Genomic DNA, 25,344 nt, shown 5'->3' with positions numbered 1-25,344 from the left:
ACACGCGTCACCCCGCCCACGACGACGGCCCGGTGCCCCTCCGGAGAGGGGCGCCGGGCCGTGGCGTGCGGGGTGCGGATCAGCCGAAGTCGTCGGGGTCCGGGCCGATGCGCTCGCCGGTGTGGAGCTTCTCCACCGCGGCGATGTCGTCGTCGCTCAGGGCGAAGTCGAAGATCTCGGAGTTCTCCTTGATCCGCTCCGGGTTGTTCGACTTGGGGAACACGATGTTCCCGAGCTGGATGTGCCAGCGGAGCACGACCTGCGCGGCGGACTTGCCGACCCGCTCGGCGATCTCCTTCAGCTCGGGGGCCTCGAGCAGGCCCTTGCCCTGGCCGATCGGGCTCCACGCCTCGAGCGCGATGTCGTGCTGCTGCAGGTACTCGCGCAGCTCGCGCTGCACCAGGTGCGGGTGGAACTCGATCTGGTTGATGACCGGGACCGTGGAGGTCTCCGCGGCCAGCCGGTCGAGGTGGTCGGGCTGGAAGTTCGAGACGCCGATGGACAGCGCCTTGCCCGCCTTCTTCGCGTCCTCGAAGCCCTGCCAGGTCTCGACGTAGCGGTTCTCCTTCGGCCGCGGCCAGTGGATCAGGTACAGGTCCACGTGGTCGAGGCCGAGCTTGGTGAGGCTCTCGTCGAGCCTGCGCACCGCCGACTCCCGGCCGTGCCCGTCGTTGTTCAGCTTGGTGGTGATCCACAGCTCGTCGCGCGGGATGCCGGAGTCGGCGATGGCCTTGCCGACGCCCTCCTCGTTGCCGTACATCTGCGCGGTGTCGATGTGGCGGTAGCCCAGGTCCAGGGCCGCCTTGACCTTGTCCGCGGTGTCGCCCGGATCGATCTGGAAGACACCGAACCCGAGCTGCGGGATCTCCCGGCCGTCGTTCAGCTTGATGGTGGGAACAGTCATGCCCTCCGGCTACCCGCGGCGTAGCCCGCCCATGCGGTCCCGTGGGATCGGTCTCGGGCGGGAATGCCGACCCGGGTCAGCCCCAGACGCGGGCGACCTCGGCCGCCACGCCGGCCGCCTGCGCCCGCCCGGCCCGCACCGACGCGGGGCGGCGCGCCGGGTCGAGCGGGTTGCGCCCGAACGCGCGGCGCGAGCGCCGGTCCGGCTCGACGACGGCGACCCGGGCGAGCGCGCCGAGCGCCTCGGCCTGCACCCGCGGCGCCGCGGCACCGCCGAGCCCGCCGGACAGCGGTGCGAGGACGACGACGCGGCCGTACCCGGCGGCGAGGTCGGCGTTGGCCATGGAGCGGACCCCGCCGTCCATCCACCGGGTGCCCGCGGCCGTGACCGGCGGCCACACCCCGGGTACCGCGCAGCTGGCGGCGACCGCGGTGGCGAGCTCGACACCGTCGTCGCGGCCGAAGACCCGGAACGCACCGGTGTGGGCGTCGACGGCGGTCACCCGCAGGTCCCGGTCGGCGGGCCAGTCGGCGCCGTCGAGCCGGGACCGGATCACCGCGATCCGCTCGACCTCCGGCACCGTGCCGGTGTCCAGGGCGAGCCGGCCGATCCGGGCCCGCACCCGGGTGGCGTCGCGCGGGCCGGCGAGCGCGGCGACCCCGACCCGCAGTGCCAGGCGCAGCCCGAGGGTCGCGGCGAGCTCACCGGACGGCGGGTCCAGCTGGGTCGCGGCGAGTGCCGCCGGGTCCCGGCCGACGGCCAGGTTCGTGCCCACCATCGACCCGGCGGAGGTCCCGACGACGAGGTCGGCGTCGCGCAGGTCGACACCGTCGGCGAGCAGGCCCGCCAGCAACCCGTACATCCAGGCGATGCCGGTCAGCCCACCGCCGCCCAGCACCAGTGCCCGTCGGTCGTCGGCCATGGGTCCCCTCCTCGTCGCCGGTCGTGGTCACCCCGGTGCGGGGTCCCCCGCGATCAGCCCCGCAGGGCGCGGTACGCGATCTGGGCCAGGTGCACCGGCTCCCGCTCGCCGGCCTGGCGCACCTGGGTGCGGCAGGAGTAGCCGTCGGCCAGCAGCGCCACGGACTCGTCGGCGGCCCGGACGGCGGGCAGCAGGGCCCGCTCCGCGCACGCCATCGAGACGTCGTAGTGGCCGTCCTCGAAGCCGAAGTTGCCGGCCAGGCCGCAGCAGCCGGAGTCGAGCACGGTCGCGTCCACCCCCAGCGCGGCGAGCACCGCGCGGTCCGGCTCGGATCCCAGCTCGGCGTGCTGGTGGCAGTGGATCTGCACCAGCGCCGCGCCGTTGCCCTCCCCCGCGACGGCGGACAGCTCGTCGGCGTGCCGGGCGAGCAGCTCGGCGAAGGTCGACACCTGGCTCCCGAGCAGCGCCACCCGGGGCTCGTCGGGCAGCAGCTCGGCGGCGTCGCTGCGCAGCGCCGCGGTGCACGACGGCTCCAGCCCGACGACCGGGACACCGGCGTCGAGCGCCGGGCCGATCGCGCGCAGGCTGCGGGCCAGCACCCGGCGGGCCGCGGTGACCTGGCCGGTGGAGGTCCAGGTCAGGCCGCAGCAGACGTTGCGCGGCGGCAGCTGCACCCGGTAGCCGAGGCCGGTGAGCACCGCGACGGCGTCGGCGGCGATCTCCGGGTCGAAGTGGTCGGTGAAGGTGTCGGTCCACAGCAGCAGCGGGCCGCGGCTGCCCGGCGCGACGCCCAGGTCCGGCACCGTCGACATGGGCAGCCCGCGGGCCGCCTGCGCGGTGTAGGTCTCGCGGGCGATCGGCGGGATGGCGCGGCGGGCGTCGATCCCGCCCGCCTTCTTCGCGACCTTCGCCAGCAGCGGGACCTGCGCGAGCCGGTTCAGCCCGTCGACGGCCGCCGCCGGCAGCACCCCGACCGCGCGCAGCCACCGCGGCAGCGCACCCATCGAGTAGTGCGTGCGCGGCCGGATCCGCCGGTGGTAGCGGTTCGCGAGGAACTCGGTCTTGTAGGAGGCCATGTCGACCCCGACCGGGCAGTCGGACTTGCAGCCCTTGCAGGACAGGCACAGGTCGAGCGACTCCGCGACCTCGTCGGACTGCCAGCCGTCGGTGATGATCTCGCCGTTGGCCATCTCGAAGAGCAGCCGGGCACGTCCGCGGGTGGAGTGCTTCTCCTCCTTGGTCACGTTCCAGCTGGGGCACATGACCCCCGACCCGGTGTCGACGGCGCACTTGCCGACGCCCAGGCAGCGCCGGGTGGCGCGGTGGAAGCTGCCGCGGTCGTGGCCGAAGGCCAGCTTCGGCTCGTCGGGCATGGTCGGCATGCCGAGCTGGACGCGCAGGTTCTCGTCCATCGTCGCCGGACGGACCACGCGGCCCGGGTTCATCCGGTCGTCCGGGTCCCAGATGCCCTTGAAGTCCTCGAAGGCGGAGATGATCTGCGGCGGGTACATCCGGGGGAGCAGCTCGGCGCGGGCCTGCCCGTCGCCGTGCTCACCCGACAGCGACCCGCCGTGCGCGACGACGAGGTCCGCGGCGGCGGTCATGAAGTCGCGGAAGTTCTGCACGCCGGGCTTGCTGAGCAGGTCGAAGTCGATCCGGACGTGCAGGCAGCCGTCGCCGAAGTGGCCGTAGTAGATGCCCTTGCGGCCGTGATCCTCCAGGACCTTGTCGAACTCGCGCAGGTAGGCGCCGAAGCGCTCGGGCGGGACTGCGGCGTCCTCCCAGCCGGGCCACGCCTCGCCGCCCTCGGGTGAGCGGGTCAGCAGCCCTGCGCCCTCCTCACGGACCTTCCACAGCGCCGCCATCCGCTTCGGCTCGCCGACGACGACGGCGCCGGTCGTGTAGGCCTTCATCGCCTCGACGACGGCCTGCGCGGCGGCCTCGGCCTCGGCGCGGGTGGCGCCGCCGGTCTCGACGTAGAGCCAGCCCTTGCCCTCGGGCAGCATCCGGCTGGTCGTCTCGTCCGGGCGCAGCGCGCGCAGCGACGCGATCAGCCCGGCGTCCATGCCCTCGATGGTCAGCGGCTTCTGGTCGCGGACGATCATGACGTTGTCCGCGGCGTGGTAGGCGTCCGGGAAGCCGAGCACGGCCAGCGCGCGGGCCGGCGGGGACTCGACCAGGTCGACGGTCGCGGACAGGATGGTCGCGCACGTGCCCTCGGTCCCGACCAGTGCCTTGGCCAGGTTCACGTTCCCCGGCACGAGCTGGTCGAGGTTGTAGCCCGACACCCGCCGGGTCAGCTCCGGGACGTGCTTCTCGACGTCGCCGGCGACCCTCGTGCCCAGCGCGCGCAGCGCGTCCGGGATCGCGCCGGTCTCGGTGCCGTCGCCGCCGAGCACAATCCGCTCGCCGCGGTAGGTGAGGGCCTCCAGCTCGCGGACGTTGTCGACGGTCTTGCCCCAGGACAGCGAGTGCGAGCCACAGGCGTTGTTGCCGATCATGCCGCCGATCGAGCAGCGGTTGTGCGTCGACGGGTCCGGGCCGAACGTCAGACCGTGCGGCTTGCCGGCGTCCCGCACGGCGTCGCACACCGCACCCGGCTGCACCGTCGCGGTGCGGGCGTCCGGGTCGACGGACAGGATCGCGTCCATGTGCGTGCGGAAGTCCATCGCGACCGCGGTGTTGACCGCCTGGCCCGCGATGGAGGTGCGGGAGCCGACCGGCATCACCGGGACGTCGTGCGCGCGGCACACGGCCATCGCGGCCTCGACGTCCGCGGCGTCGCGCGGGGCGATCACGCCGATCGGGACACCCCGGTAGTTCGACGCGTCCGCCGACCACATCGCGCGGCTGCCCGCGTCGAAGCGGACCTCACCGCCGATCGCGGCACGCAGGTCGTTCTCCAGGGCGCGGTACGCGGTGGTCGAACGCGATCCGCCTTCGCTCCTCCCGGTGGTGGGACGCGCGGCGCTGTCGGTGGTCACGGGGCTCCTCTCGGCACGGGCTCCGGCCCGCGCGACGGGCCGGGGCCGGGGCCGGGGCCGGGGCCGGGGGATGACGCTACCCCGCGGTGCCGGGGCCGCTCCCGTCGACGGGAACGCGGTTGCGGTGATCCGGATCGCCTCGGCACGCTGCGGGGATGCCCCGTGACGAGCTCGCCGACACCGTGGTGCGCACCTGGGGCGGTGCGGGCGCGGCCTGGTTGGCCGGCCGGGACCGGCTGCTCGCCGACCTCGCCTGCGAGCTGGACCTGGAGCTCGGCGCGGCACTGCCGCAGACCTTCCACGCGGTCCGCGCGGTCACCTGCTCGGACGGGACCGCGGCCGTGCTGAAGGCGGGTGTGCCCGACGGCCACCTCGACGCCGAGACCACCGCGCTGCGTGCCTGGGACGGCGACGGAGCGGTCCGGCTGCTGTGGGCCGACCCGGCCCGCGGGGTGCTGCTGCTCGAACGGGCCGCACCGGGCACCGAGCTGACGGCCCTGCCCGATGACCGGGCCGTCGAGGTCGTCGGCGGGCTGCTCGCCCGGCTGCACCGGGCACCCGTCCCGGCGGGGCTCGACCACGTCGCGGGCGAGCGGGCCGCGTTCGACGCGCACCTGGCCCGCCCGGACGAGCCGCTGCCCCGGACGCTGGTGGAGCGGGCCGCCTCATTGTGGACGCGGCTCTGCGGCTCGGCCGACCGTGAGGTGCTGCTGCACGGCGACCTGCACCAGCACAACGTGCTCGCCGCGACCCGCGAGCCCTGGCTGGCGATCGACCCGCACGGCCGGGTCGGCGACCCCGGCTACGACTGCGGGCAGCTGCTGTACAACCCGTTGGGCGCCGACCCGGCCGAGCTCGCCCGCCGCGCCCCGGACCGGCTGGACCGTCTCGCCGACGCGGTCGGGGTGCCGTGGGACCGCGCCGTCGCGTGGGGCTTCGCGGTGTGCGTGCTGTCGGAGGTCTGGGACGCCGACGGCGACGCCGGGTGGACCGGCCCCGGCACCGCCCTGGCCGTCGCGCGGCGGCTGGCCCCGCTCGTCGCGGAGTGAGTCCTTACAGTGCGGCCATGACCGTCTCCGAGACCTTCGACCCGGACGCGTGGACACCGGTCGACGGGTTCGACCTCCGCGACATCACCTACCACCGCGCCCGCGCCACCGGCGCGGTCCGGATCGCGTTCGACCGCCCCGAGGTCCTCAACGCGTTCCGGCCGGGCACCGTCGACGAGCTCTACCGCGCCCTGGAGCACGCCCGCACCAGCGCCGACGTCGGTGCGGTGCTGCTGACCGGGAACTGCCCCTCCCCCAAGGACGGCAAGCGCGCCTTCTGCTCCGGCGGCGACCAGCGCATCCGCGGCCGCACCGGCTACCAGTACGCCTCCGGGGACACCGCGGACACCGTCGAGCAGGGCCGCGCGGGGCGGCTGCACATCCTGGAGTGCCAGCGGCTGATCCGGTTCATGCCCAAGGTCGTCATCGCCGTGGTCAACGGCTGGGCCGCGGGCGGCGGGCACTCGCTGCACGCCGTCGCCGACCTGACGATCGCCTCCCGCGAGCACGCCCGGTTCAAGCAGACCGACGCCGACGTGGGCTCCTTCGACGGCGGCTACGGCTCGGCCTACCTGGCCCGGCAGGTCGGACAGAAGTTCGCCCGGGAGATCTTCTTCCTCGGCCGGACCTACAGCGCCGAGCAGATGCACCACATGGGAGCGGTCAACGCCGTGGTCGACCACGCGGATCTCGAGACCGAGGCCCTGCAGTGGGCCCGGGAGATCAACGGCAAGTCACCGCAGGCCCAGCGGATGCTGAAGTACGCGTTCAACCTCGCCGACGACGGCCTGGTCGGCCAGCAGCTGTTCGCCGGTGAGGCGACCCGGCTGGCCTACATGACCGACGAGGCGGTGGAGGGCCGGGACTCGTTCCTGGAGAAGCGGGACCCGGACTGGGCGCCGTTCCCCTGGCACTACTAGGACCGCGCGGACGACCTCGCCGAGGACCTCACGGTGTGGCGGGGCGCGGCCGGGGCACCGGGACCGGCCGCGCGGCCACGGCCCGCCGGTCGCGCTGCGGCCCGACGGCGACCGCCGGGAGCTGCGGCGACGCGGCCGGGACGGGGCCGACCGGGCCGGACGGCGGGTCGAAGGCCAGGGCCGCGAGCTCACCGGCGGCCGCACGGTGCCCGGATCCGGCGGGCCGACGGCAGCGCAGCGAACGCGGGCGACCGGTGGGAGAGGCGGCGGCGGTGGCGGTGCAGGGCATGGTGAGCTCCTTCGAACCCGTGACCGGCGGGCAGGACGCGCCACCGCTGTCCTCCCCTGAGTCGGGCGGCGGGGCCCCCGCGTTGCACCCGCCCGGCACCGTTCCCCGAATCTGATGACAGGGGCTCGTCCGGACGCCGCTCCCGGCGCGTACGACACGACAGGCAGGGTGGACCCATGACAGTGCGCGCAGTCCCGGTGGACGGCTCGGCGGAGTCGGTGGACCGGCTGGCGGCCGCGTTGCGCGCCGCCGTCGACGGTGCGGGACCCGCGGTCCTGCCCGTGCGGGCCGACCCGGGCACGGCCCGGGGCCCCGGTCCGGACGCGCTGCCCGGGCCGGTGGCGCGGGCCCGGGAGGCCGGGGAGCTGCCCGACGGGCTGGCCGCCGTCGTCGCCACCTCGGGGTCGACCGGGGAGCCCAAGTACGTCGGGCTGACCGCGGACGCGCTGCGTGCCTCGGCCGCCGCGACGCACGCGCGTCTCGGCGGCCCGGGGTCGTGGCTGCTCGCGCTGCCCGCCGAGCACGTCGCCGGGCTCCAGGTGGTCCTGCGGGCGCTGCTCGCGGACACCGCCCGGGTGGTCCAGGACCTCCACGACGGCTTCCGCCCCGACGGCCTCGACCGGGCCACCGGGCGGATGGCGCACGGCACCCGGCGCTACACCAGCCTCGTCCCGACCCAGCTGTCGCGGGTCCTCGACCACGGCGCCGCGCCGTTGTACGCCCTGGCCGGTTACGACGCCGTGCTCGTCGGCGGTGCGGCGCTGGACCCGCGGCTGCGCGAGCGTGCGCTGGCCGCGGGGGTGCGGGTGGTGACCACCTACGGGATGAGCGAGACCTGCGGGGGCTGCGTGTACGACGGCGGCCCGCTCGACGGCGTGGAGGTCACGCTCGATCCGGTCGACGGACGGGTGGTGCTGGGCGGGCCGGTCGTCGCCGGCGGGTACCTGGGGGCGCCGGAGGCGACCGCGGAGGCCTTCGTGTCCGACGGCGGCGTGCGCCGGTTCCGGACCGGTGACCTCGGCGCGCTCGCCCCGGACGGGACGCTGACCGTCCTGGGCCGGGTCGACGACGTCGTCAACACCGGGGGCGAGAAGGTCGCGCCGGCCGCCGTGGAGCGGGCGCTCCTGTCCGTCGACGGCGTCCGCGCGGCGTGCGTCGTCGGTCTCCCCGACGACGAGTGGGGCCAGATCGTGGCCGCTCTCGTGGTGCCGTCCGCGGACGCTCCGGACGATCACGCTCTGTGTGCCGCGGTCCGTGCGGCGTGCGGACGGGCCGCGGTGCCCCGGCTGGTCCTGCGGGCCGACACCGTGCCCGAGCGCGGGATCGGCAAGCCCGACCGCACCGCCGTCGCGGAGCTCCTCGCCGGCGCCCAGCGCTCCTGAACGCTCACTCCACGGAGTCATCGGTCACGGTGAGCTGTCGGATCGTCCCGTTGCGTCACGGTCGTCGCCACCCGATCCGTGTACACACCTTGGAGTTGGTTCACGCAGCGTGCGTTGCGCGCACCCCCGAGATCGAGTGTGCTTCGACCACTGGCGACACAGAGCCCACACCCATCCCAGGGCTCCCCGTCGTCACACGAGTCACAGCGATCAGCGGGGGTTGTCCATGCGCAGCATCACGCGGGCCGGGCTGCGGGCCGTCGGTCTGCTCGCCGCGACCGGCGCGCTCTGTGCCGCCGCCACGGTCCCGGCGATGGCCGGGGAGCCGGGCACCACGTGGCAGCCGGAGCTGAGCGAGGGCACCGGCAACGGTGTCGTCGTCTCCGCCGACGGGGCCCGGTTCGACCGGTCGACGGCCTTCGGGGCGCCGGCGGACGAGGGGGACACCGAGTCCTCCGCCGACCCGGCCGACGTGGTCCCGACCGGGCTGCTGACCCTCGCGCCGCGCACCCTGGACGCCCCGACCCGGGAGGTCGACTCGCGGCTCGTCGCGGACACCCCGCCCGGCTCGACGGCCTCGGTCGACGTCCGCGGGAAGCGGGCCGGCGGCGGCTGGACCGAGTGGATCCCGGCCGAGGACTCCCGCACCGCGCTGCCCGAGGCCGTCACCGAGGTGCAGGGACGCCTGGTGCTCACCGCCACCGGCGACGCCGATCCGACCGTCCGCGAGCTCACCCTCACCGCGACGCCGGGCTCCGGCGCCGAGGCCGGGCCGCTCACCGAGGCCGCCCCACGCAGCTACTCGGTGTTCGCGACCCGCGAGGGCCTGGGCGGCGGGACCACCGCGAACGGTCACAAGATCGTCGATCGGGACCGTTTCGTCGCGCTGCCGTCGCGCCGGGCGCTGTCGGCCAACGGGAAGACCGACTACTCGGTCAAGGTCTGCGCCCCCAACGGCCGCTGCGCGATCGCGCCGGTCTGGGACATCGGCCCGTGGAACACCAAGGACGACTACTGGAACCCGTCGAACCAGCGGGAGATGTGGAAGGACCTTCCCCAGGGTGTGCCGCAGGCCGCGGCCGCGCGCAACGGGCACAACGGCGGCAAGGACCAGTTCAGCCGCAAGGTCGCCAACCCGGCGGGCATCGACCTGGGTGACGGGATCTTCTGGGACGTCCTGGGCCTGAAGGACAACTCCCAGGTCCAGGTCGACTACCTGTGGACCGGGTCGCAGCGACTGTCGGCGATCCGCACCGAGGGCGCCCCGGACATCCGGATCCTCGCCGCGCCCGAGGCCGGCGCGGAGTCGGTCGGGATCGCCGTCGACGCCACCGAGGTACCGGTGCAGTGCACCTCGGGTGCGTTCGTGCGGATCGGCGACGGGCAGTACCTCCCCTCGACGGCGTTCGCCGGACTGCCGGGCGACGTCCCGGCCTGCGACGCCGCACCCGCCCCCGCCGAGCCCTCCCCCGCAGAGCCCTCCGGCCCGTCGCCCGCCGACGCGGCCACGCCCGCTCCGGCACCGGCCGCCGGTGACGCCCCGGCAGCGGCTGCGGCCGGTGGGACCCCCGCCGCAGGCGCCCCGCGCGCCGGGGACCGGGACACGGCACCCGGGACGCCCGCCGCCGACATTCCGGCCGCCACGCCGGCGGGGGACGCACCGGCGACACCGGACACTCCGTCCGCACCCGGCGCACCCGGCGCACCGGGGTCCCCCGCGGCCCCGCCGACCACGGCCCCCGCACCGGCCGGGCCCCCGGCCGACGGCGTCCCCACCGGCGACAACCAGGCCGCCCGCGTGACGCCGGGCTCTGCCCAGCGGGCCCCCTCCGGCACCTCCTGACCGTCCCGGCCGGCAGCCACACCCCTGCGCCGGTCCTCGCACCCGTTGCAGCAGGTGTGAGGGCCGGCGCAGGGGTGTGGTTGCGTCGTGGGACGGCGACGACCCGTCGGCGCCGCGGCGGGATAGGTTTCCGGGGTGGCCACCACGGCAGAGTGGGTCGAGGGTGCGCGTCCGCGCACCCTGCCCACCGCGATCTCCCCCGTCCTCGTCGGAACCGGCGCCGCCATCGGCGCGGGCGCCGTCGCCCCCGGCTCCGCGCTGCTGGCCCTGCTGGTGGCGGTCGCACTGGTGATCGGGGTGAACTTCGCCAACGACTACTCCGACGGCATCCGCGGCACCGACGACGACCGCGTCGGTCCTCAGCGTCTGGTCGGCTCCCGCGCCGCCGAACCCGCGACGGTGCGGGCCGCCGCGTTCGCCTGCTTCGGGGTCGCCGCCGTCGCCGGGCTGGTGCTCACCGCGGTCTCGGGCCAGTGGTGGCTGCTGCTCGTCGGGGCCCTGTGCATCGTCGGCGCCTGGTACTACACCGGCGGCGCGCGCCCCTACGGCTACGCCGGGCTCGGCGAGGTGGCGGTGTTCGTGTTCTTCGGCCCGGTCGCGGTGCTGGGCACCATGCTGACCCAGGCGGGACGCCTCGACGCCGCGGCCGTCGGGGCCGCGGTCGGCGCCGGGCTGCTGACCTGCGCGGTGCTGGTCGCGAACAACCTGCGGGACATCCCGGGCGACCGGATCGTCGGGAAGCGGACCCTCGCGGTGCGGCTCGGGGACCGCGGGACCCGGATGCTGTACCTCGCGCTGGTGCTGGTGCCGTTCGTGGTCGCGGTCGGTGCCGCGTTCGACCGGCCGGGAGTGCTGGTGGCACTGCTCGCGCTGCCCGCCGCGGTGCGGCCGGTGCGGATCGTGCTGGGCGGGGCCGAGGGCCCGGCACTCATCCCGGTCCTGAAGGACACCGGCCTGCTCCTGCTGGCCTGGGCCGTCGCCGTGGCGCTCGGACTCGCCGTCGGCTGAGCACCCCCGCCGTGGCCGGACGCACCGGGCGGAGGGGGCCCTCGCCCGTGGACGGGCCGGACGGGCCCGTGACCGGTCAGCGGGTCGGGCCCTCGTCGGTCGGCCGGGCCGGGTCGGCCCCGGTGGGCGCCTCGCCGGCGGCTCCGCCCGCGGCGGACGCGGCCGCCGGCGGACCGGACGGCACCTCCGGGGACGGCATGTCCGGGGACGGCGGCGGGCCGACGTCGCCGCGCAGCTGGGCGCGCAGCGACGCCCGCTCCGACGAGCGGCGCGCCGTCGACGCGGCGATCGCCCGGTCGAGCCGTCCCCGCAGCCCGCGGAACAGCACCATCGACAGCGGCAGGGCGACGACCAGGGCCACCAGCAGCGCGACGAGCCACGGCACGCCGATCACCGCGAGGACGACCGTCGTCACCGCGAGCAGGCCGAGCCGGGCGAGCGTGTAGAGCGCCACCGTGGTGGCGAGCCCGGGCTCACCGGCGCGCTCCCGCGCCGCGGCCTGCGGCGGGGTCGGAGACGTCATGGCCTCCAGGGTACGGGCCGGACCGGCCGGGTCCCGGCTGCCCGGTTCCTCCCGAACCGCTCCGGACGTCCGGAGCGCGACCCTCCGCGTCCGCGTCGGTCCCTGCCCCGCCGTCCCGTGGTGTCCGGTTCGACTTGTTCACCGGCTTTGCCCTTTAAGAACCCTTTACTCACACAACACCGTTCGAGTACCCGGGGTCTGAGGTGTCACGATGGCCCGGAACCGAGAGCGGTACCCGGCCGGATGCCTCCGGCGAGCACCGTGACACAGACTCCACGTGCACTTCGGGAGGATCCCCATGGCAGCTCCGACTCAGGCACCCGAGCGTCTCCTCACCCCGGGTGAGGTGGCCACGCTCTTCCGCGTCGACCCCAAGACCGTCACCCGCTGGGCCTCGGCCGGCCGGATCGGCTCGATCCGCACGCCGGGCGGCCACCGCCGGTTCCGCGAGTCCGAGGTCCGCGGCCTGCTCGCCGACCTCACCAGCGAGGCGAACGCCGGGCTCCGCTGACCCGACCCGCACACATGGGGTGAGGGTCTCGACTTCACCCGCACGTCAGGCCACCTTCGCTAGGCTGGATCGCGGAGGTGGCCTGATGTTGTTCTTCCTGATCCTTCTCGTCGGCGCGGCCGTGGTCGCGGTCCTGCTCGTGCGGACCCTGCGGTCCGAACAGGTGGTCTCGGACCGCATCCCCCGGGCCGAGTTCCCCTGGTCGTCGGGTCAGCGGGCCGAGAAACCCCGGGCGACCGGCCCGGACGACGACCCGGACTTCCTGCGCGAGCTCGACGAGAAGGTCCGCAACCAGGAGGAGGACCCGCCCGAGCGTCCGTGAACGGATCGCACCGGCCGTCCTCCCCCAAGAAGCCTTGACCGAAGGGTGGTCCGCCCGCACCGGCGGACCACCCTTCGGTGTCTCCGGTCACAGTCCGGGCGTCCGTGGACCGGGTAGCGGCCCGGTCCGGGCCGCGGTCAGACCGGGAAGCCGTCGGCGACGGCTGCCGCCAGCTCCAGCAACGCCGTCCGGGTCGTCTCCTCGAGGCGCTCCAGGTCGATCTCCGCGCCCTCCTCCAGGTGCGGGTCGAACGGCACCTTGACCACCGCACGGCACCGTCCGGAGAAGTGCTCGGCGACCCGGTCGAGGTCCACCCCGCCACCGGCCCGCCGGTACACGGTGTTGATCACGACGACCGCGTTGCGCACCAGCGCCCCGTACCCGTGCGCGTCGAGCCAGTCCAGGGTCGCCGAGGCACTGCGGGCACCGTCGATCGAGCCCGAGGACACGACGACGATCTGGTCGGCCATCCCCAGCACCCCGTACATCGCGGAGTGCATCAGGCCGGTGCCGCAGTCGGTCAGGACCAGGTTGTAGAAGTGCTCCAGCAGGTCGACCGCGCGCCGGTAGTCGTCCTCGCTGAACGCCTCCGACACGGCCGGGTCCTGCTCGCTGGCGAGCACCTCGAGGCGGGAGACGCCCTGCGAGGTGTAGGCCCGGACGTCGCCGTAGCGGCGGACCCGCTCGGCGTCGCGCAGCAGGTGCCGGACGGTCGCGGTCGTCTCCAGCGGGATCTTCTGGCTGAGCGTGCCGCGGTCGGGGTTGGCGTCCACCGCCACGACCCGGTCGCCGCGGTGCGAGGCGAACGTCGCCCCGAGGGTCGCGGTGACCGTCGTCTTCCCGACACCGCCCTTGAGACTCAGCATCGCGATCTTGTGCGAGCTGATCAGCGGACGGTTCGCCCGGGACACGAGGTCACGCCGGTGCAGCTCGGCGGGACTCTCCCCCGGGTTCACCAGGCCGCCGGTCAGGACGTAGACCCAGCGGCGCCAGCCACTCGTCGGCGGGCGGCCCGCGCTGCCGTGTCCCGTCCGCGACGGCGCGAGGTCCAGACCTCCGTGCGGCTCGTCGGTGCGGCGGTGCTGTGCGGCCCGGGCCTCGATCGCCTCCGGAGCCGTCCAGCGCGGCCGCCTGGCCCCCGTCTGGGGCCGTCCGCGCGGCGGGGTGACCGTGCGCTGGGGGCCGGTCTCGGCGGACTCGCCGTCCCAGGCGGCACGCCAGGGACGGTCTCCCTGGCGTGGGCTCCGGTCGCCCCGGTCCCGGCTCCGGTCGTCCCGGCTCCGGTCGGTCCGGGCGGTCCCGGTCCGCGCGGACGTGGTCGGGGAGACCCCCGGTCCGGCCTCCTGGCCGGCCCCGGTGCGCGGCGGGCCGTCCTCCCCCGACCCGGTTGCCGTGCGCGACCCGCCGTCGCCGCGCGGGGCGCCCTCGGGGCGCCCGGGCACGTCGTGGCCCGTCCGGTCGGTGGTCCCTGCGGCGCCGGGACCGGGGCTGCCCTCCCGCGCCGCGGGGTCGACGGCTGCCGCCCGCGGCACCGTGGCATCGGTCCCGGCCGGGGGGTACCCGGTCCGCGACGCGGCCGGGTCCGGCCCGGAGACGGTCGGTCCGCTGCGCGGGGTGTCCTGCTGCCACTCGGCGCCGACCGGTCCGGTCCGCGACACGGCGGGATCGGCCCCGGGATCGGTCCCGGGCCGCCGGGTGGTCGGGGCGGCGGTCGCGTCGCTCCCGGTGGCGGTGGTGTCCCCCGCCGCGGTGTTCCCGGCCGCGCTGTTCCCGGCCGCGCTGTTGCCCGCCGCGCCGTCCCCGGTGGCGGAGTCCCCGGTGGCCGCGTACCCGGTGGCGGTGGTGTCCCAGCCCGCGGTGTCCCCGGTCGCGGTGTCCCCGGTCGCGGTGTCCCCGGTCGCGGTGTCCCCGGCCGCGGTGTACCCCGCGGTGTCCTCGCCCGCGGTGTACCCCGCGGTGTCCTCGCCCGCGGAGCGGGCCCCGGGCCGGTCGGCACGGCGCCAGATCAGATCCACGTCCGGGTCGTCGTCGGGGACCCCGGTGGCGGGCACCGCCCACCACGGCTCCGGATCGGCACCCGCGGCGCGGTAGAGGCCGGTGTCGGCGGGACCGTGGTCCCGCACCGCCGGGTCCGGGCCGGGGTCGTCGCGCCGGTGCCGGGGGTCGCCCGCGGCGACCGGGGCGGGATCGTCCTCGGCGACGGTGGGACCGGCGGGGGACGGGTGCGGGGTCTCCCGCAGGGACGACAGGTCCATCCCGTGCGGCGGGGTGGACGGGTCGATCTCGTCGACCAGGTCGTCGTCGATCTCGGGCAGCTCGCTGCCCCACGCCGAGCCCGCCGGCGGGGTCTGCGTCCCGATGGCGGCGCGGCCCGGGGCGGGCGCCGATGCGGCGCGCTCGGCGGCCGACGGGGTCCGGGGCGGCGTGGCACCGGCCTCGGGGGTCGGCTCCGCAGCGTCGTCACCGCCGGTCCGCCTGCGCCGTCCGAAGGACCGGCCGGGGGACTCCGTCGTGGCCCAGCGCTCCCGCACGTAGCGGCCGACCGACCCGTCGGGCTGCTCGCCGGAACCGTTCTCACTCACGGGAAACGACGGTAGCCGCGTGGAACCCGGTGGTCGAGGCGCCTCACACCCCCGCGTACGAGTGCAGTCCGGCCACCACCATGTTGATGAAGAACAGGTTGAACACGATCGTGGCGAAGCCGGCCGTGTTGATCCAGGCCGCGGCACCGGAGTTCTTCCACCCCGCGGTGGCCCTGGCGTGCAGGTAGGCGGCGTAGAGCACCCACGCGACGAAGGCCACGGTCTCCTTCGGGTCCCAGCCCCAGAACCGGCCCCAGGCCGCCTCGGCCCACACCGCGCCGGTGATGATGCCGAAGGTGTAGAGCGGGAACGCGAGCACCGTCACCCGGTACGCCAGCCGGTCGAGCGACTCCGCCGACGGCAGCTTCGCGGCCCACGACGCCGGCTTCCCGTTCCGCTTGACCAGGAACAGCAGGCTCGCCACACCGGGCACCAGCAGCAGGCCGGAGGCCAGCGTGATCGTCGTGACGTGGATGATGATCCAGTACGACTGCAGGGCGGGCACGACCGGCGCCGCGTCGAGGTACAGCACGGTGCCGGTGACGAACATGAGCAGCACGACCGGCGTCAGCACGAACACCCCGGCCGGACGCAGACCCGGGTGCCGGCGCACGAGCACCAGCCACGCCCCGACGGCCATCAGGCACAGCGCCGAGGTGAACTCGTACATGTTGCCCAGCGGCCACCGGTAGGCGGCGAAGCCGCGCAGCACGATCGACCCCAGATGGGTCAGGAACGCCAGCACCATCAGCGAGATGCCGATCCGGCCGTAGCGGTCGGCGCGGGAGCGACGGGTGGTGTCCGCCGGGGGCTCCTCGGGCGTCGCGACCGCGGTGGACCCGGCCCCCACCGCGGCGGGCTCCGGGTGCCGGGCCGCGGCCCGTGCGACGCGCCGGGCCGCGTACTCCAGGGACGCGAAGACCAGCGCCAGCAGCAGCACGACGAGCGTCGCCTGGAACAGGCGGTCGCTCCACATCGCGGTGATCGGGTCGACGAGCATCTCCGGTTAACCGTCCTTCTTGTCCGTCGGGTCGAGCAGCTCGGTCGCGAGCCGGTCGAACTCCTCGCCGTAGCCTGCCCGGTCGGTCCGGGCCAGACCACCGAGGGCGATGCGGCTGCCCCCGCCGTGCGCCGGGTCGGCGCCGGCCACGCCCGGACCGGAGGGGGACACCCGCACCCAGAACCGGCGCCGCGTGACCGACAGCGACAGCGCGAGGCCGCCGACCATCAGCACCGCGGCGACCAGTACCCAGGACTGGCCGGGGTCGTGCCCCACCTGCAGGTTCACCCATGGGGTGACCCCGTCGAACCGGACGACCGTGCCGTCCGGCAGCCGGGTGGTGTCGCCGATCCCGAGCCGCGCCGTCGCGACCGAGCGCAGCTCACCGTCGTCGATCTTGCCCTGGTCGACGCTGAAGATCGACTGTCCGCGACCGTCGTCGATGCCGAGGTCGCCGAGGAGCACGTCGACGTCGGCGGTGGGCGAGCGCAGGTCCGGGTGCACCGACACCAGCGTGCCCTCGGGGTCGACCGCGCCGGTCGGGGCGAACGTCCCGGTGACGGCGAGCTGCGTGGTACGCCGCTGCTCCGGGTCCGTGATGCCCGGACGCTCGAACTTCGTCGCCCCCTCCGACAGCTGGGTGCCGGACTGGTCGACCGGACGCCACTGCACCTCACCGGTGCGGCTCTGCCCGTCCGGCCAGGTGACCGTGAACTCCGGCGCGTAGCCGTAGCCGGTCAGGTAGACGCGGTCGCCGTCGGTGCGCAGCGGGTGGTTCACCGCGATCTCGTCGGGGCGCCAGGTGCTGACGCCGTCGCGGACGTCCTGACCGGGCTGGAACCCGACCGCGGCGCCGAAGGTCGAGGGCTGCCCGTTCGGCAGCCAGGTGCCGTCGAACCGGTCGACCTTGACGCAGAAGTCGTTGAGGTCGGTGCCGTCGACGCGCAGCCCGGCGCGGAAGCTGTCGTAGCCCAGGATCGAGCTGTTGCAGAACTCGCTGCCGTCGGCGCGGACGATGACGTCGCCCTCGTAGCCGTACATCTTCCCCCCCGCCAGGCCGAGCAGGATCCCGATCAGGCTGAGGTGGAAGACGAGGTTGCCGGTCTCGCGCAGGAACCCCTTCTCCGCCGAGATCGTGCGTGCGCCGTCGTCCTCGGTGCGTTCGGCCGTGCGCCAGCCGCGCAGCAGCCGCCGGGCCCGGGCGAGCTCGTCGTCGACACCCGCAGCCGTGGTCCCCTCGGCGTGGTGCGGCAGCCGGGTCAGGTTGCGCGGGGTCATCACCGGGGGCTGGCGGACCGAGCGCAGGTACTCGCCGGTGCGCGGGAACACGCAGCCGACCAGGGAGATCATCAGGAGCAGGTAGATCGCGGCGAACCACGGGCTCGCGAACACCTCGAAGCCGCCGACCGCGTCGACCACCGGGGCCAGGGCGGGGTTGTCCCGGTAGAAGTCGTCGACCAGGAACGCGTTCAGCGAGCGCTGCGGCAGCAGGGCCCCGGGCATCGCCGCCAGCGCGAGCAGGAACAACAGCACCAGCGCCGTGCGCATGCTGGTCAGTCCGCGCCAGGTGTTGCGCAGCAGGGCCAGCGTGCGGGCGACCGGCCCGGGCCGCTGCGACGACGGCGGCGGCCCGCCGTCCGGTGTCGACACGGACGGCTGCGGCGGGGCGTCGGGCGGGGAGCTCATCAGATCGGCGGGGTGAATCCGGCGACCGACACCTGCAGCTTCACCAGCCACTGGGACCACAGCCCGGACACCAGCAGCGCCCCGACGACGACGAGCAGCAGCCCCCCGGTGACCTGCACCGCCCGGGTGTGGCGGCGCAGCCAGCCCAGCGCGCGCACCGCCCGGGTCGCGCCCAGCGCGATCAGCACGAACGGGATCCCCAGACCGGCGCAGTAGGCGAGGATCAGCACGATCCCGCGGACCGAGCCGCCCCCGGTTCCCGCGGCGACGGCGACCACCCCGGCGAGCGTCGGTCCGATGCAGGGCACCCAGCCCAGGCCGAACACCGCGCCCAGCAGCGGGGCGCCGGCGAGCCCCGCCCGGGGCGTCCAGTGCGAGCGGTACTCGCGCTGCAGCGCGGGGATCGCCCCGGCGAACGCCAGCCCCATCACGATCATCACGACACCGCCGACGCGCTGCAGCAGCGCCTCGTTGTCGATGAGCACGTCGGACAGCCACACGACCCCGACCATGATCGCACCGAACACGACGGTGAACCCGCCGACGAACAGCAGCGCGGCTCCCGCGACCCGCCAGCGACCGTCGTCGCGGGGCGGCGCGTCCGCCACGGCGGCGGCACCCGCGGTGCCGTCCCGGGGCGCCGCGGCGGGCACACCCCGGCGGGCGGCGGCGCGGGCGGTCGCCTCGGCCGGGGTCACCGGCGGCGACTGCGCGCCGACGAGCCCCGCGAGGTAGGCGAGGTAACCGGGCACCAGCGGGACGACGCACGGCGACGCGAAGCTCACCAGCCCCGCGGCGACCGAGACCAGCACTGCGAGCAGCAGCGGCCCCGAGATCGCCAGCGTCGTCGTCGCGTCCATCGCACCCCAGGGTAGAAGCCCTGCGCGGGGTACCGCGCGGCGGGTTCTACAGCGTGTAGTTCACCGGTCGGGGTGCGACCGCGCGGTCACCCGCGGTCAGCGGGACGAACCGGACGACGGCTCGGCGGCGAGCCGGGTGATGAGCGGCAGCAGGTCGGAGCTGCCGACCGGGACCAGGAACACCGCCGCGACCCGGGACTCGCGGTCGAGCACGATCGTCGACGGGACGACGTTGCGCGGATAGCCGTCGAGCCGGGCCAGGGTGCGGCCGGGGGCGTCGTAGATCGAGTCGTAGGTGATGCCGCGGTCGGTGACGAAGTCCAGGGCGGCCTGACGGTCGTCGCGGACGTCGATCCCCAGGACGACGGCCTTCCCCTCCGCCGCCTCGGCCACCGCCTGCAGCTCGGGAGCCTCGGTCCGGCACGGGCCGCACCAGGAGCCCCAGATGTTGATCACCCGGACGGTGTCGGGGAAGTCGCCCGTGCCGACCTGGGTGCCCTCACGCAGCAGACTCTCCCCGCGCAGGTCGGTGACCGTCTGGCGGCTCTCCGGCGGGTCGTAGGTGATGCGCACCTGGCCGCCGGGGGCGACGAACTGGAAGTCCTGGCCCGGCCCCCCGCCCGCGGCGTCGCGGCCTACGCCGCATCCCGCGACGAGCAGGAGCAGACCGAGCAGGGCGGGCAGCAGGCGTCTCATGCTCCGGTCACCATCGCGCCACTGGGGCCGGCCGGCTCGGCGTAGCGCAGCCCGGTCATCCGGGTGCCGGTGAACTCGATGCTGGTCAGCGAGGCCAGTGCGCACTGGCGGCGGCGCGGGTCGTGCCACAGCCGCTGCCCCATGAGGTAGCGGCGCAGCGTCCAGATCGGCAGCTGGTGGGACACGCACACGACCTCGCGGCCGGGCGCGAGCGCCCGCGCGGCGTGCACGGCACCGAGCATCCGGTGCGCGATCGCCCGGTACGGCTCGCCCCACGACGGGGTGAACGGGTCACGCAGCAGCCGCCACACCTGCGGGCGCTTGAGCGCGCCGTCGCCGACGCCGAACCGCTTGCCCTCGAACAGGTTGCCCGACTCGATCAGGCCCTCGTCGGTGTGGATGTCGACGCCGTGGGTGTCCGCGATCGGGCGGGCGGTCTCCTGGGCGCGCTGCAGCGGCGAGGCGACGACGGCGGCGATGTCGTTGCCGTCGAGATACGCGGCGACGGTCTTCGCCTGGGCGTGGCCGTGCTCGGACAGGTGGTAGCCGGGGATGCGGCCGTAGAGGACGCCCTCGGGGTTGTGCACCTCGCCGTGGCGCAGCACGTGCACCACGGTCACCGGCCCGGACGCGGGCGGGCTGGTCCGGTCGCCCATGCTCAGGCCCCGTCCGGTCGGGTGGCTGCGGCGGCGGCCCTCGCGGCGGCGCCGAGACCGGTCTCGATGCGCTCGAACGCCTCGTCGTCCAGCGCGGTGGACACGAACCAGCCCTCGAACGCGCTGGGCGGCAGGTAGACGCCGTGGTCGAGCATGGCGTGGAAGAACGCCGGGTAGCGCCAGGTCTCGGCGGCCTTCGCGCCCGCGTAGTCGACGACCGGGTCGGCGGTGAAGAACGGGGAGAACATGGTGCCCGCGTACTGGATCGTGTGGGCGACGCCCTCCCGGTCCAGCGCCGCGGTCACCAGGGCACCGATCCGGTCGGCGTGGCGCTGCAGGGTGGCGTAGACCGCCTCGTCGGCGTGGCGCAGCGTGGTGAGCCCGGCGGCGACCGCGACCGGGTTCCCGGCGAGGGTGCCCGCCTGGTAGACCGGCCCGGCCGGGGCCAGGTACGACATGTGCTGCGCCGACCCGCCGAACGCGGCCGCGGGCAGGCCACCGGACATGACCTTGCCGAAGGTGTAGAGGTCCCCGTCGACGCCGTCGCAGCCGTACCAGCCCTGACGCGACGCCCGGAACCCGGTCATGACCTCGTCGATGACCAGCAGCGCGCCGTGCGCGTGCGCGAGGTCGCGCAGTGCGGCGTTGAACCCCTCCACCGGCGGGACCACGCCCATGTTCCCGGCGGCGGCCTCGGTGATCACGCAGGCGATCTCGGGGCCGCGCTGCTCGAACACCGCACGCACGGCGTCGAGGTCGTTGTAGGGCAGCACCACGGTGTCGGCGGCCTGGGCACCGGTGACGCCCGGGCTGGTCGGCAGGCCGAGAGTGGCGATGCCGGAGCCGGCGTCGGCGAGCAGCGCGTCCACGTGGCCGTGGTAACAGCCGGAGAACTTCACGATCACGGTGCGGCCGGTGATGCCGCGGGCGAGCCGGATGGCGCTCATCGTCGCCTCGGTGCCCGAGTTGACCAGGCGGACCTGCTCGACCGGGGCGCGGTCGACGATCTCGGCGGCGAGGTCGATCTCGCCGGGCGTCGGGGTGCCGAAGGAGAGCCCCTGGCTCGCCGCGGACCGCACCGCCTCGACGACGGCCGGGTGCGCATGTCCCAGGATCATCGGTCCCCACGAGGAGACGAGGTCGACGTAGGTCGCACCGTCGGCGTCGGTGAGGCGGCAGCCCTGCCCCGACACCATGAACCGTGGGGTGCCGCCGACCGAGTTGAACGCCCGTACCGGGGAGTTCACCCCACCGGGGATCAGCTCGGTCGCCCGCTCGAACAGGCGGGCGGACTCCTTCGGTTCCGGGTTGCTCACGGTGGTCCCTGCGCTTCCGGTGCTCACGGGCCCAGTCTCGCAGCCGGTGTCAGGACCGGCTCGCGGCCCCGAGCCTGCGGGTGGCGTACCACTCCTTCGCCGCGGGGCCGTAGAGCAGCGCGACGCCGGCCACCGAGAGGACCACGACCAACACTGCGAACAGCGGGAGCGTCGGCGCCATGAGCAGCAGGAGCGGGATCCCGTAGACGCCGGCCAGTACGGCCAGTGCGATCCGGGCACCACCGGCCCCGAGGAACGCGACGACCGCGAGCGCGATCCACACCAGCCCCAGGACGAGGAAGACCCCGCCCATGACCCGCACGAACTGGGTGAGCTGGTCCATCGTCAGACCGGTCTGGGCCAGCGCGGCGTCGATGTCGGCGCGCGGGATCCCGGTGTCGTCGAGGACCGCGTCGGTGATCGTGGCGAACATCGCGCCGATGCCCATGACGACGAACGGCAACGCCGCTGCGACCAGCACGATCAGGGCGGAGAGCACCTGACGGGGACGGGCCGGTCGTCCCTGCGGCCCGCTCCCGAGCCCCGCCGGGGGCGGCCCCCAGCCCGATCCGGCGTTCCATTGCGGCCCCTGCCCGGCCTGCCGGCCGGGCCCCGGCTGCGGCGCGGGCGTGGGCGCCGCGGGTGCCTGCTGCGGGGACGCCGGCGGTGTGGAGCCGCCGTGCCAGCCGTTCGGGTACGGGTTCTGCGGGTACTGCGGGTAGCGCCCCGTCGACGGCCCGGGCCGGTAGTACTGCGGGGCGTCGTGCTGTCCGGGGTCGCTGCTCACGACCTCCACGGTAGCCGGGACGGTGTCCGGTTTGCCACGTTCGGCGGTACCCGCCGGCGCGATTCACCCCTCATCGGACGTCCGTGCGACGGCGCACGCCGCCCTGCCGTCACCCTGCGCGGCCCCGACCGGCCCGCGAGGCCTTCCGGCTCGTTCGGGAGGCGCCGTCGGGCTCGGGGACGCGCTCGGGTCGGACCGGGGCCGGGCCGCGCCGTGCCGGACCGGGGCCGCACCGCGCCAAGCCGGGACGGGCCGGGCTCTGCCGGGACGGGCCGGGCCGAGCCGAGCCGGGCCGGGCCGGGCCGTGCCGTGCCGGGATCTGCGAATTCGCTTACCGGGTAAGCGACCCCGCAGACAGGTGTCCTCGATGCGGCCTCGCCCGGCCGCCGTCGACGGACACGCTCCATCGCGTGAGCGATCTCCGCGGAGACCGTCCCGAGGGCGGCGGGATCAGCCCCGGTCGAGCCAGGTCGCGGCCTCGGTGGCCCAGTAGGTCAGGATCACGTCCGCACCCGCGCGGCGGATCGAGGTCAGCGTCTCCAGGATGGTCCGCTCGCGGTCGAGCCAGCCCTTCTCCACCGCCGCCTCGACCATCGCGTACTCCCCCGAGATCTGGTACGCCGCGACCGGCACGTCGGCGACGTCGGCCACCCGGGCCAGGATGTCGAGATAGGCCAGCGCGGGCTTGACCATCACCATGTCGGCACCCTCGTCGAGGTCCAGCGCCAGCTCGCGCAGCGCCTCGCGGGCGTTGCCGCCGTCCTGCTGGTAGGTCTTGCGATCGCCCTTCAGCTGCGAGTTCACCGCCTCGCGGAACGGGCCGTAGAAGGCCGAGGCGTACTTCGCGGTGTAGGCGAGGATGCCGGTGTCGGTGAACCCGGCCTCGTCGAGCGCGGTCCGGATGACGCCGACCTGGCCGTCCATCATCCCGCTGGGACCGACCAGGTGGGCACCTGCGCGGGCCTGCTCGACGCCCATCCGCGCGTAGATCTCCAGCGTGGCGTCGTTGTCGACACCGCCGTCGGCGTCCAGCACGCCGCAGTGGCCGTGGTCGGTGAACTCGTCCAGGCACAGGTCCGACATCACGACCAGGTCGTCGCCCACCTCGGAGCGCACGTCACGCAGGCCGACGTTGAGGATCCCGGCCGGGTCGACGGCGCCGGAGCCGGTCGCGTCGTGGTGCTCGGGCACGCCGAACAGCATCACGCCGCCGACACCCGCGGCCGCCGCCTCCGCGACCGCCTTGCGCAGCGAGTCGCGGGTGTGCTGCACGACCCCGGGCATCGACCCGATCGGGACCGGCTCCGTCGCACCCTCACGGACGAACATCGGCAGCACCAGCTGCCGCGGACGGACCTCGGTCTCGGAGACCAGCCGCCGCATCGCGGGGGTGGTCCGCAACCGTCGGGGACGCTGCGCCGGAAAACCCATGCGGACCAGGCTACGACCGCCCCGGACACACGTCGGCCCCGCACCACCTCGGGAGGCGGTACGGGGCCCGACGGGAGCACACGCCCGGCGGCGGTGCCGGTGCGCCCTTCGCTCCGCTCAGCGGCGGCGCGCCTTCACCTTCTTCGGCGGCGGCAGGTTGCCCTCGGCGCGCAGCTTCGCGGTGTGGCTGGCCAGCGCGTCGACCAGGGTCGGGACGCGGGACTCCTCGGGCTGCACGTCGACCCGCAGGCCGAACTCCCGAGCGGTCTCCGCGGTGGCCGGGCCGATGCAGGCGACCAGGGTGCGGGCGTGCGGCTTGCCGGCGATGCCGACCAGGTTCCGCACCGTCGACGACGAGGTGAAGCACACCGCGTCGAAGCCGCCGGTCTTGATCGCCTCACGGATCGGCGCGGGCGGCGGGGCGGCCCGGACGGTCCGGTAGGCCGTCACGTCGTCGACCTCCCAGCCGCGCTCCTGCAGCCCGGCCGAGAGCGTCTCGGTGGCGATGTCGGCGCGCGGGAGCAGCACCCGGTCGACCGGGTCGAGCACGTCGTCGTGCGGCGGGAAGATGTCGAGCAGGCCCTCCGACGTCGAGGCCTGGGCCTCGTCGATGTCGGGGACCAGCTCGGGCTCGATGCCGAACTCGCGGACCTTCTCCGCGGTCGAGCGGCCGACGCAGGCGATCTTCACACCGGAGAAGGCACGGGCGTCCAGGCCGAACTCGCCGAACTTCTCCCAGACCGCCTTGACCGCGTTCGTCGAGGTGAACACGACCCACTGGTAGCGGCCGTCGACGAGGCCCTTGACCGAGCGCTCCATCTGCGCGGGCGACCGGGGCGGCTCGACGGCGATCGTCGGCACCTCCTCCGGGATGGCGCCGTGCATGCGCAGCCGCTCGCTCATCACGCCGGCCTGGTCCTTGGTGCGCGGCACCAGGACCCGCCAGCCGTAGAGCGCCCGCGACTCCCACCAGGACAGCTCGCCGCGGCGACCGGCCGCGTCGCCGACGGTGAGGACGAGCGCACCCTCCAGGTCACCGCCGTCGGCGGCGATCCGCCCGACCGACGAGGAGATGGTCCGCTGGGTGGACGTGGTGCCGCCAGCGGTGATCGCGACCGGCGTCGCGTCCGGGACACCCTGGGCGGTCAGCCCGGCGGCGACGTCGCCGAGCAGCGCGCTCGTCGCGTGCAGCACGACCGGGCCCGGGCTCGCGGCCAGCGCGGCCCAATCGACCCCGGCCCGGACGTCGGCCTCGACGTGCGCCGACCCGAGCGCGACGCCGGCGTAGGCCGGGACCGCGGTCGAGGACGGGACGCCCGGGACGACGTCGAAGGGGGTGCCCGAGGCGGACACGGCCATCGCCTCGGCGACGACGGCGTCGTTGGTCAGCGGGTCGCCGGAGACCAGCCGGGCCACCGAGCGGCCCTGGCCCGCCTCGGAGAGCAGGTCGCTCGCGATGTCCGCGAGCTGGCCCACGGCGGGGCGCACCTCGGCGCCGTCCGCGGCCAGGGCGAGGATGCCCTCCGGCACGTCCGGATCGGTGATGACCAGCGGAGAGCCGGCGAGTACGTCCCGGGCGCGCACGGTGAGCAGCGCCGGGTCCCCCGGTCCGCTGCCCACGAAGGCGATCCGCCCCGAGGTGTTGGCAGGTCCTGTCATGTCACGAAGCTCCC

At 75.1% G+C, this 25,344-nt stretch carries 22 protein-coding genes; 7 read left to right on the top strand and 15 right to left on the bottom strand.

Going from position 1 to position 25,344, the window contains the following annotated elements:
- Window positions 1-79: 79 nt before the first annotated feature.
- The 3 genes from KPF47_RS13930 to KPF47_RS13920 form a co-directional block, all read right to left on the bottom strand.
- Window positions 80-904: an aldo/keto reductase gene (locus tag KPF47_RS13930; protein ID WP_224389234.1), complete on the bottom strand. Its 825-nt coding sequence runs from the start codon at window positions 902-904 to the stop codon at window positions 80-82.
- A gap of 76 nt (window positions 905-980) precedes the next feature.
- The gene (locus KPF47_RS13925) at window positions 981-1,826 is read right to left on the bottom strand and encodes a patatin-like phospholipase family protein (RefSeq protein ID WP_224389233.1); all 846 of its coding nucleotides are present in this window, start codon (window positions 1,824-1,826) and stop codon (window positions 981-983) included.
- A gap of 53 nt (window positions 1,827-1,879) precedes the next feature.
- Window positions 1,880-4,810 carry an FAD-binding and (Fe-S)-binding domain-containing protein gene (locus tag KPF47_RS13920; protein ID WP_224389232.1) on the bottom strand — a complete coding sequence of 977 codons (2,931 nt, stop codon included), beginning with the start codon at window positions 4,808-4,810 and terminating at the stop codon, window positions 1,880-1,882.
- Between the two features lie 155 nt (window positions 4,811-4,965).
- Between KPF47_RS13920 and KPF47_RS13915 the strand changes: the two genes are divergently transcribed.
- Entirely contained in the window at window positions 4,966-5,859 is an 894-nt protein-coding gene (locus tag KPF47_RS13915) for an aminoglycoside phosphotransferase family protein (protein WP_224389231.1), read from the top strand.
- 17 nt (window positions 5,860-5,876) lie between these two features.
- A complete protein-coding gene (locus KPF47_RS13910; RefSeq protein ID WP_224389230.1) occupies window positions 5,877-6,779 on the top strand; it encodes a 1,4-dihydroxy-2-naphthoyl-CoA synthase in 903 nt (300 codons plus the stop codon).
- Window positions 6,780-6,807: 28 nt separating this feature from the next.
- Here KPF47_RS13910 and KPF47_RS13905 read toward each other — a convergent pair whose 3' ends face one another.
- Window positions 6,808-7,068: a hypothetical protein gene (locus tag KPF47_RS13905; RefSeq protein WP_224389229.1), complete on the bottom strand. Its 261-nt coding sequence runs from the start codon at window positions 7,066-7,068 to the stop codon at window positions 6,808-6,810.
- 176 nt (window positions 7,069-7,244) lie between these two features.
- Between KPF47_RS13905 and menE the strand changes: the two genes are divergently transcribed.
- The 3 genes from menE (at window position 7,245) to KPF47_RS13890 (ending at window position 11,301) form a co-directional block, all read left to right on the top strand.
- Window positions 7,245-8,450: an o-succinylbenzoate--CoA ligase gene (gene menE / locus KPF47_RS13900; RefSeq protein WP_255659633.1), complete on the top strand. Its 1,206-nt coding sequence runs from the start codon at window positions 7,245-7,247 to the stop codon at window positions 8,448-8,450.
- 226 nt (window positions 8,451-8,676) lie between these two features.
- Window positions 8,677-10,293, top strand: a complete 1,617-nt coding sequence (locus KPF47_RS13895) for a hypothetical protein (RefSeq protein ID WP_224389228.1) — start codon at window positions 8,677-8,679, stop codon at window positions 10,291-10,293.
- Window positions 10,294-10,428: 135 nt separating this feature from the next.
- On the top strand, window positions 10,429-11,301 hold the full coding sequence (locus tag KPF47_RS13890; protein WP_224389227.1) for a 1,4-dihydroxy-2-naphthoate polyprenyltransferase: 873 nt from the start codon (window positions 10,429-10,431) through the stop codon (window positions 11,299-11,301).
- A gap of 76 nt (window positions 11,302-11,377) precedes the next feature.
- Here the strand turns inward: KPF47_RS13890 and KPF47_RS13885 are convergent, their stop codons facing one another.
- A complete protein-coding gene (locus KPF47_RS13885) occupies window positions 11,378-11,824 on the bottom strand; it encodes a DUF4229 domain-containing protein (protein WP_224389226.1) in 447 nt (148 codons plus the stop codon).
- A gap of 298 nt (window positions 11,825-12,122) precedes the next feature.
- Here KPF47_RS13885 and KPF47_RS13880 point away from each other — a divergent pair, with 298 nt between their 5' ends.
- Window positions 12,123-12,335: a BldC family transcriptional regulator gene (locus tag KPF47_RS13880; RefSeq protein ID WP_224389225.1), complete on the top strand. Its 213-nt coding sequence runs from the start codon at window positions 12,123-12,125 to the stop codon at window positions 12,333-12,335.
- An 85-nt stretch (window positions 12,336-12,420) separates the two neighbouring features.
- Entirely contained in the window at window positions 12,421-12,657 is a 237-nt protein-coding gene (locus KPF47_RS13875; RefSeq protein WP_224389224.1) for a hypothetical protein, read from the top strand.
- Window positions 12,658-12,794: 137 nt separating this feature from the next.
- On the opposite strand, the gene KPF47_RS13870 is transcribed toward KPF47_RS13875, so the two are convergent.
- The 10 genes from KPF47_RS13870 to KPF47_RS13825 all read right to left on the bottom strand — a co-directional run bounded on the left by KPF47_RS13870 (window position 12,795) and on the right by KPF47_RS13825 (window position 25,330).
- Window positions 12,795-14,099: an AAA family ATPase gene (locus KPF47_RS13870; RefSeq protein ID WP_374108858.1), complete on the bottom strand. Its 1,305-nt coding sequence runs from the start codon at window positions 14,097-14,099 to the stop codon at window positions 12,795-12,797.
- Between the two features lie 1,183 nt (window positions 14,100-15,282).
- A complete protein-coding gene (ccsB, locus tag KPF47_RS13865; RefSeq protein ID WP_224389223.1) occupies window positions 15,283-16,239 on the bottom strand; it encodes a c-type cytochrome biogenesis protein CcsB in 957 nt (318 codons plus the stop codon).
- A gap of 6 nt (window positions 16,240-16,245) precedes the next feature.
- On the bottom strand, window positions 16,246-17,925 hold the full coding sequence (locus KPF47_RS13860) for a cytochrome c biogenesis protein ResB (protein WP_224389222.1): 1,680 nt from the start codon (window positions 17,923-17,925) through the stop codon (window positions 16,246-16,248).
- Window positions 17,925-18,785, bottom strand: coding sequence for a cytochrome c biogenesis CcdA family protein (locus KPF47_RS13855; RefSeq protein WP_224389221.1), 861 nt, complete (start codon window positions 18,783-18,785; stop codon window positions 17,925-17,927). Before KPF47_RS13855 ends, KPF47_RS13860 begins: the two co-directional genes overlap by 1 nt.
- Before the next feature lie 96 nt (window positions 18,786-18,881).
- Window positions 18,882-19,481 carry a TlpA disulfide reductase family protein gene (locus tag KPF47_RS13850; protein ID WP_224389220.1) on the bottom strand — a complete coding sequence of 200 codons (600 nt, stop codon included), beginning with the start codon at window positions 19,479-19,481 and terminating at the stop codon, window positions 18,882-18,884.
- Complete coding sequence (locus tag KPF47_RS13845) at window positions 19,478-20,137, bottom strand: histidine phosphatase family protein (protein WP_224389219.1); 660 nt, start codon at window positions 20,135-20,137, stop codon at window positions 19,478-19,480. The genes KPF47_RS13850 and KPF47_RS13845 overlap by 4 nt, the downstream gene beginning before the upstream one ends.
- A 2-nt stretch (window positions 20,138-20,139) precedes the next feature.
- Window positions 20,140-21,480, bottom strand: a complete 1,341-nt coding sequence (gene hemL / locus KPF47_RS13840) for a glutamate-1-semialdehyde 2,1-aminomutase (RefSeq protein ID WP_374108844.1) — start codon at window positions 21,478-21,480, stop codon at window positions 20,140-20,142.
- Between the two features lie 22 nt (window positions 21,481-21,502).
- Entirely contained in the window at window positions 21,503-22,240 is a 738-nt protein-coding gene (locus KPF47_RS13835; protein WP_224389218.1) for a SurA N-terminal domain-containing protein, read from the bottom strand.
- A 450-nt stretch (window positions 22,241-22,690) separates the two neighbouring features.
- Window positions 22,691-23,671: a porphobilinogen synthase gene (gene hemB, locus KPF47_RS13830; RefSeq protein ID WP_224389217.1), complete on the bottom strand. Its 981-nt coding sequence runs from the start codon at window positions 23,669-23,671 to the stop codon at window positions 22,691-22,693.
- 117 nt (window positions 23,672-23,788) lie between these two features.
- Complete coding sequence (locus tag KPF47_RS13825) at window positions 23,789-25,330, bottom strand: bifunctional uroporphyrinogen-III C-methyltransferase/uroporphyrinogen-III synthase (RefSeq protein WP_224389216.1); 1,542 nt, start codon at window positions 25,328-25,330, stop codon at window positions 23,789-23,791.
- Window positions 25,331-25,344 lie beyond the last annotated feature (14 nt).

The organism is Pseudonocardia sp. ICBG1293 (genome assembly GCF_020131355.1).
Classification (GTDB): domain Bacteria; phylum Actinomycetota; class Actinomycetes; order Mycobacteriales; family Pseudonocardiaceae; genus Pseudonocardia.
Note: the sequence above shows the minus strand (reverse complement) of the source record. Positions and strands in the feature narration are given on the sequence as shown.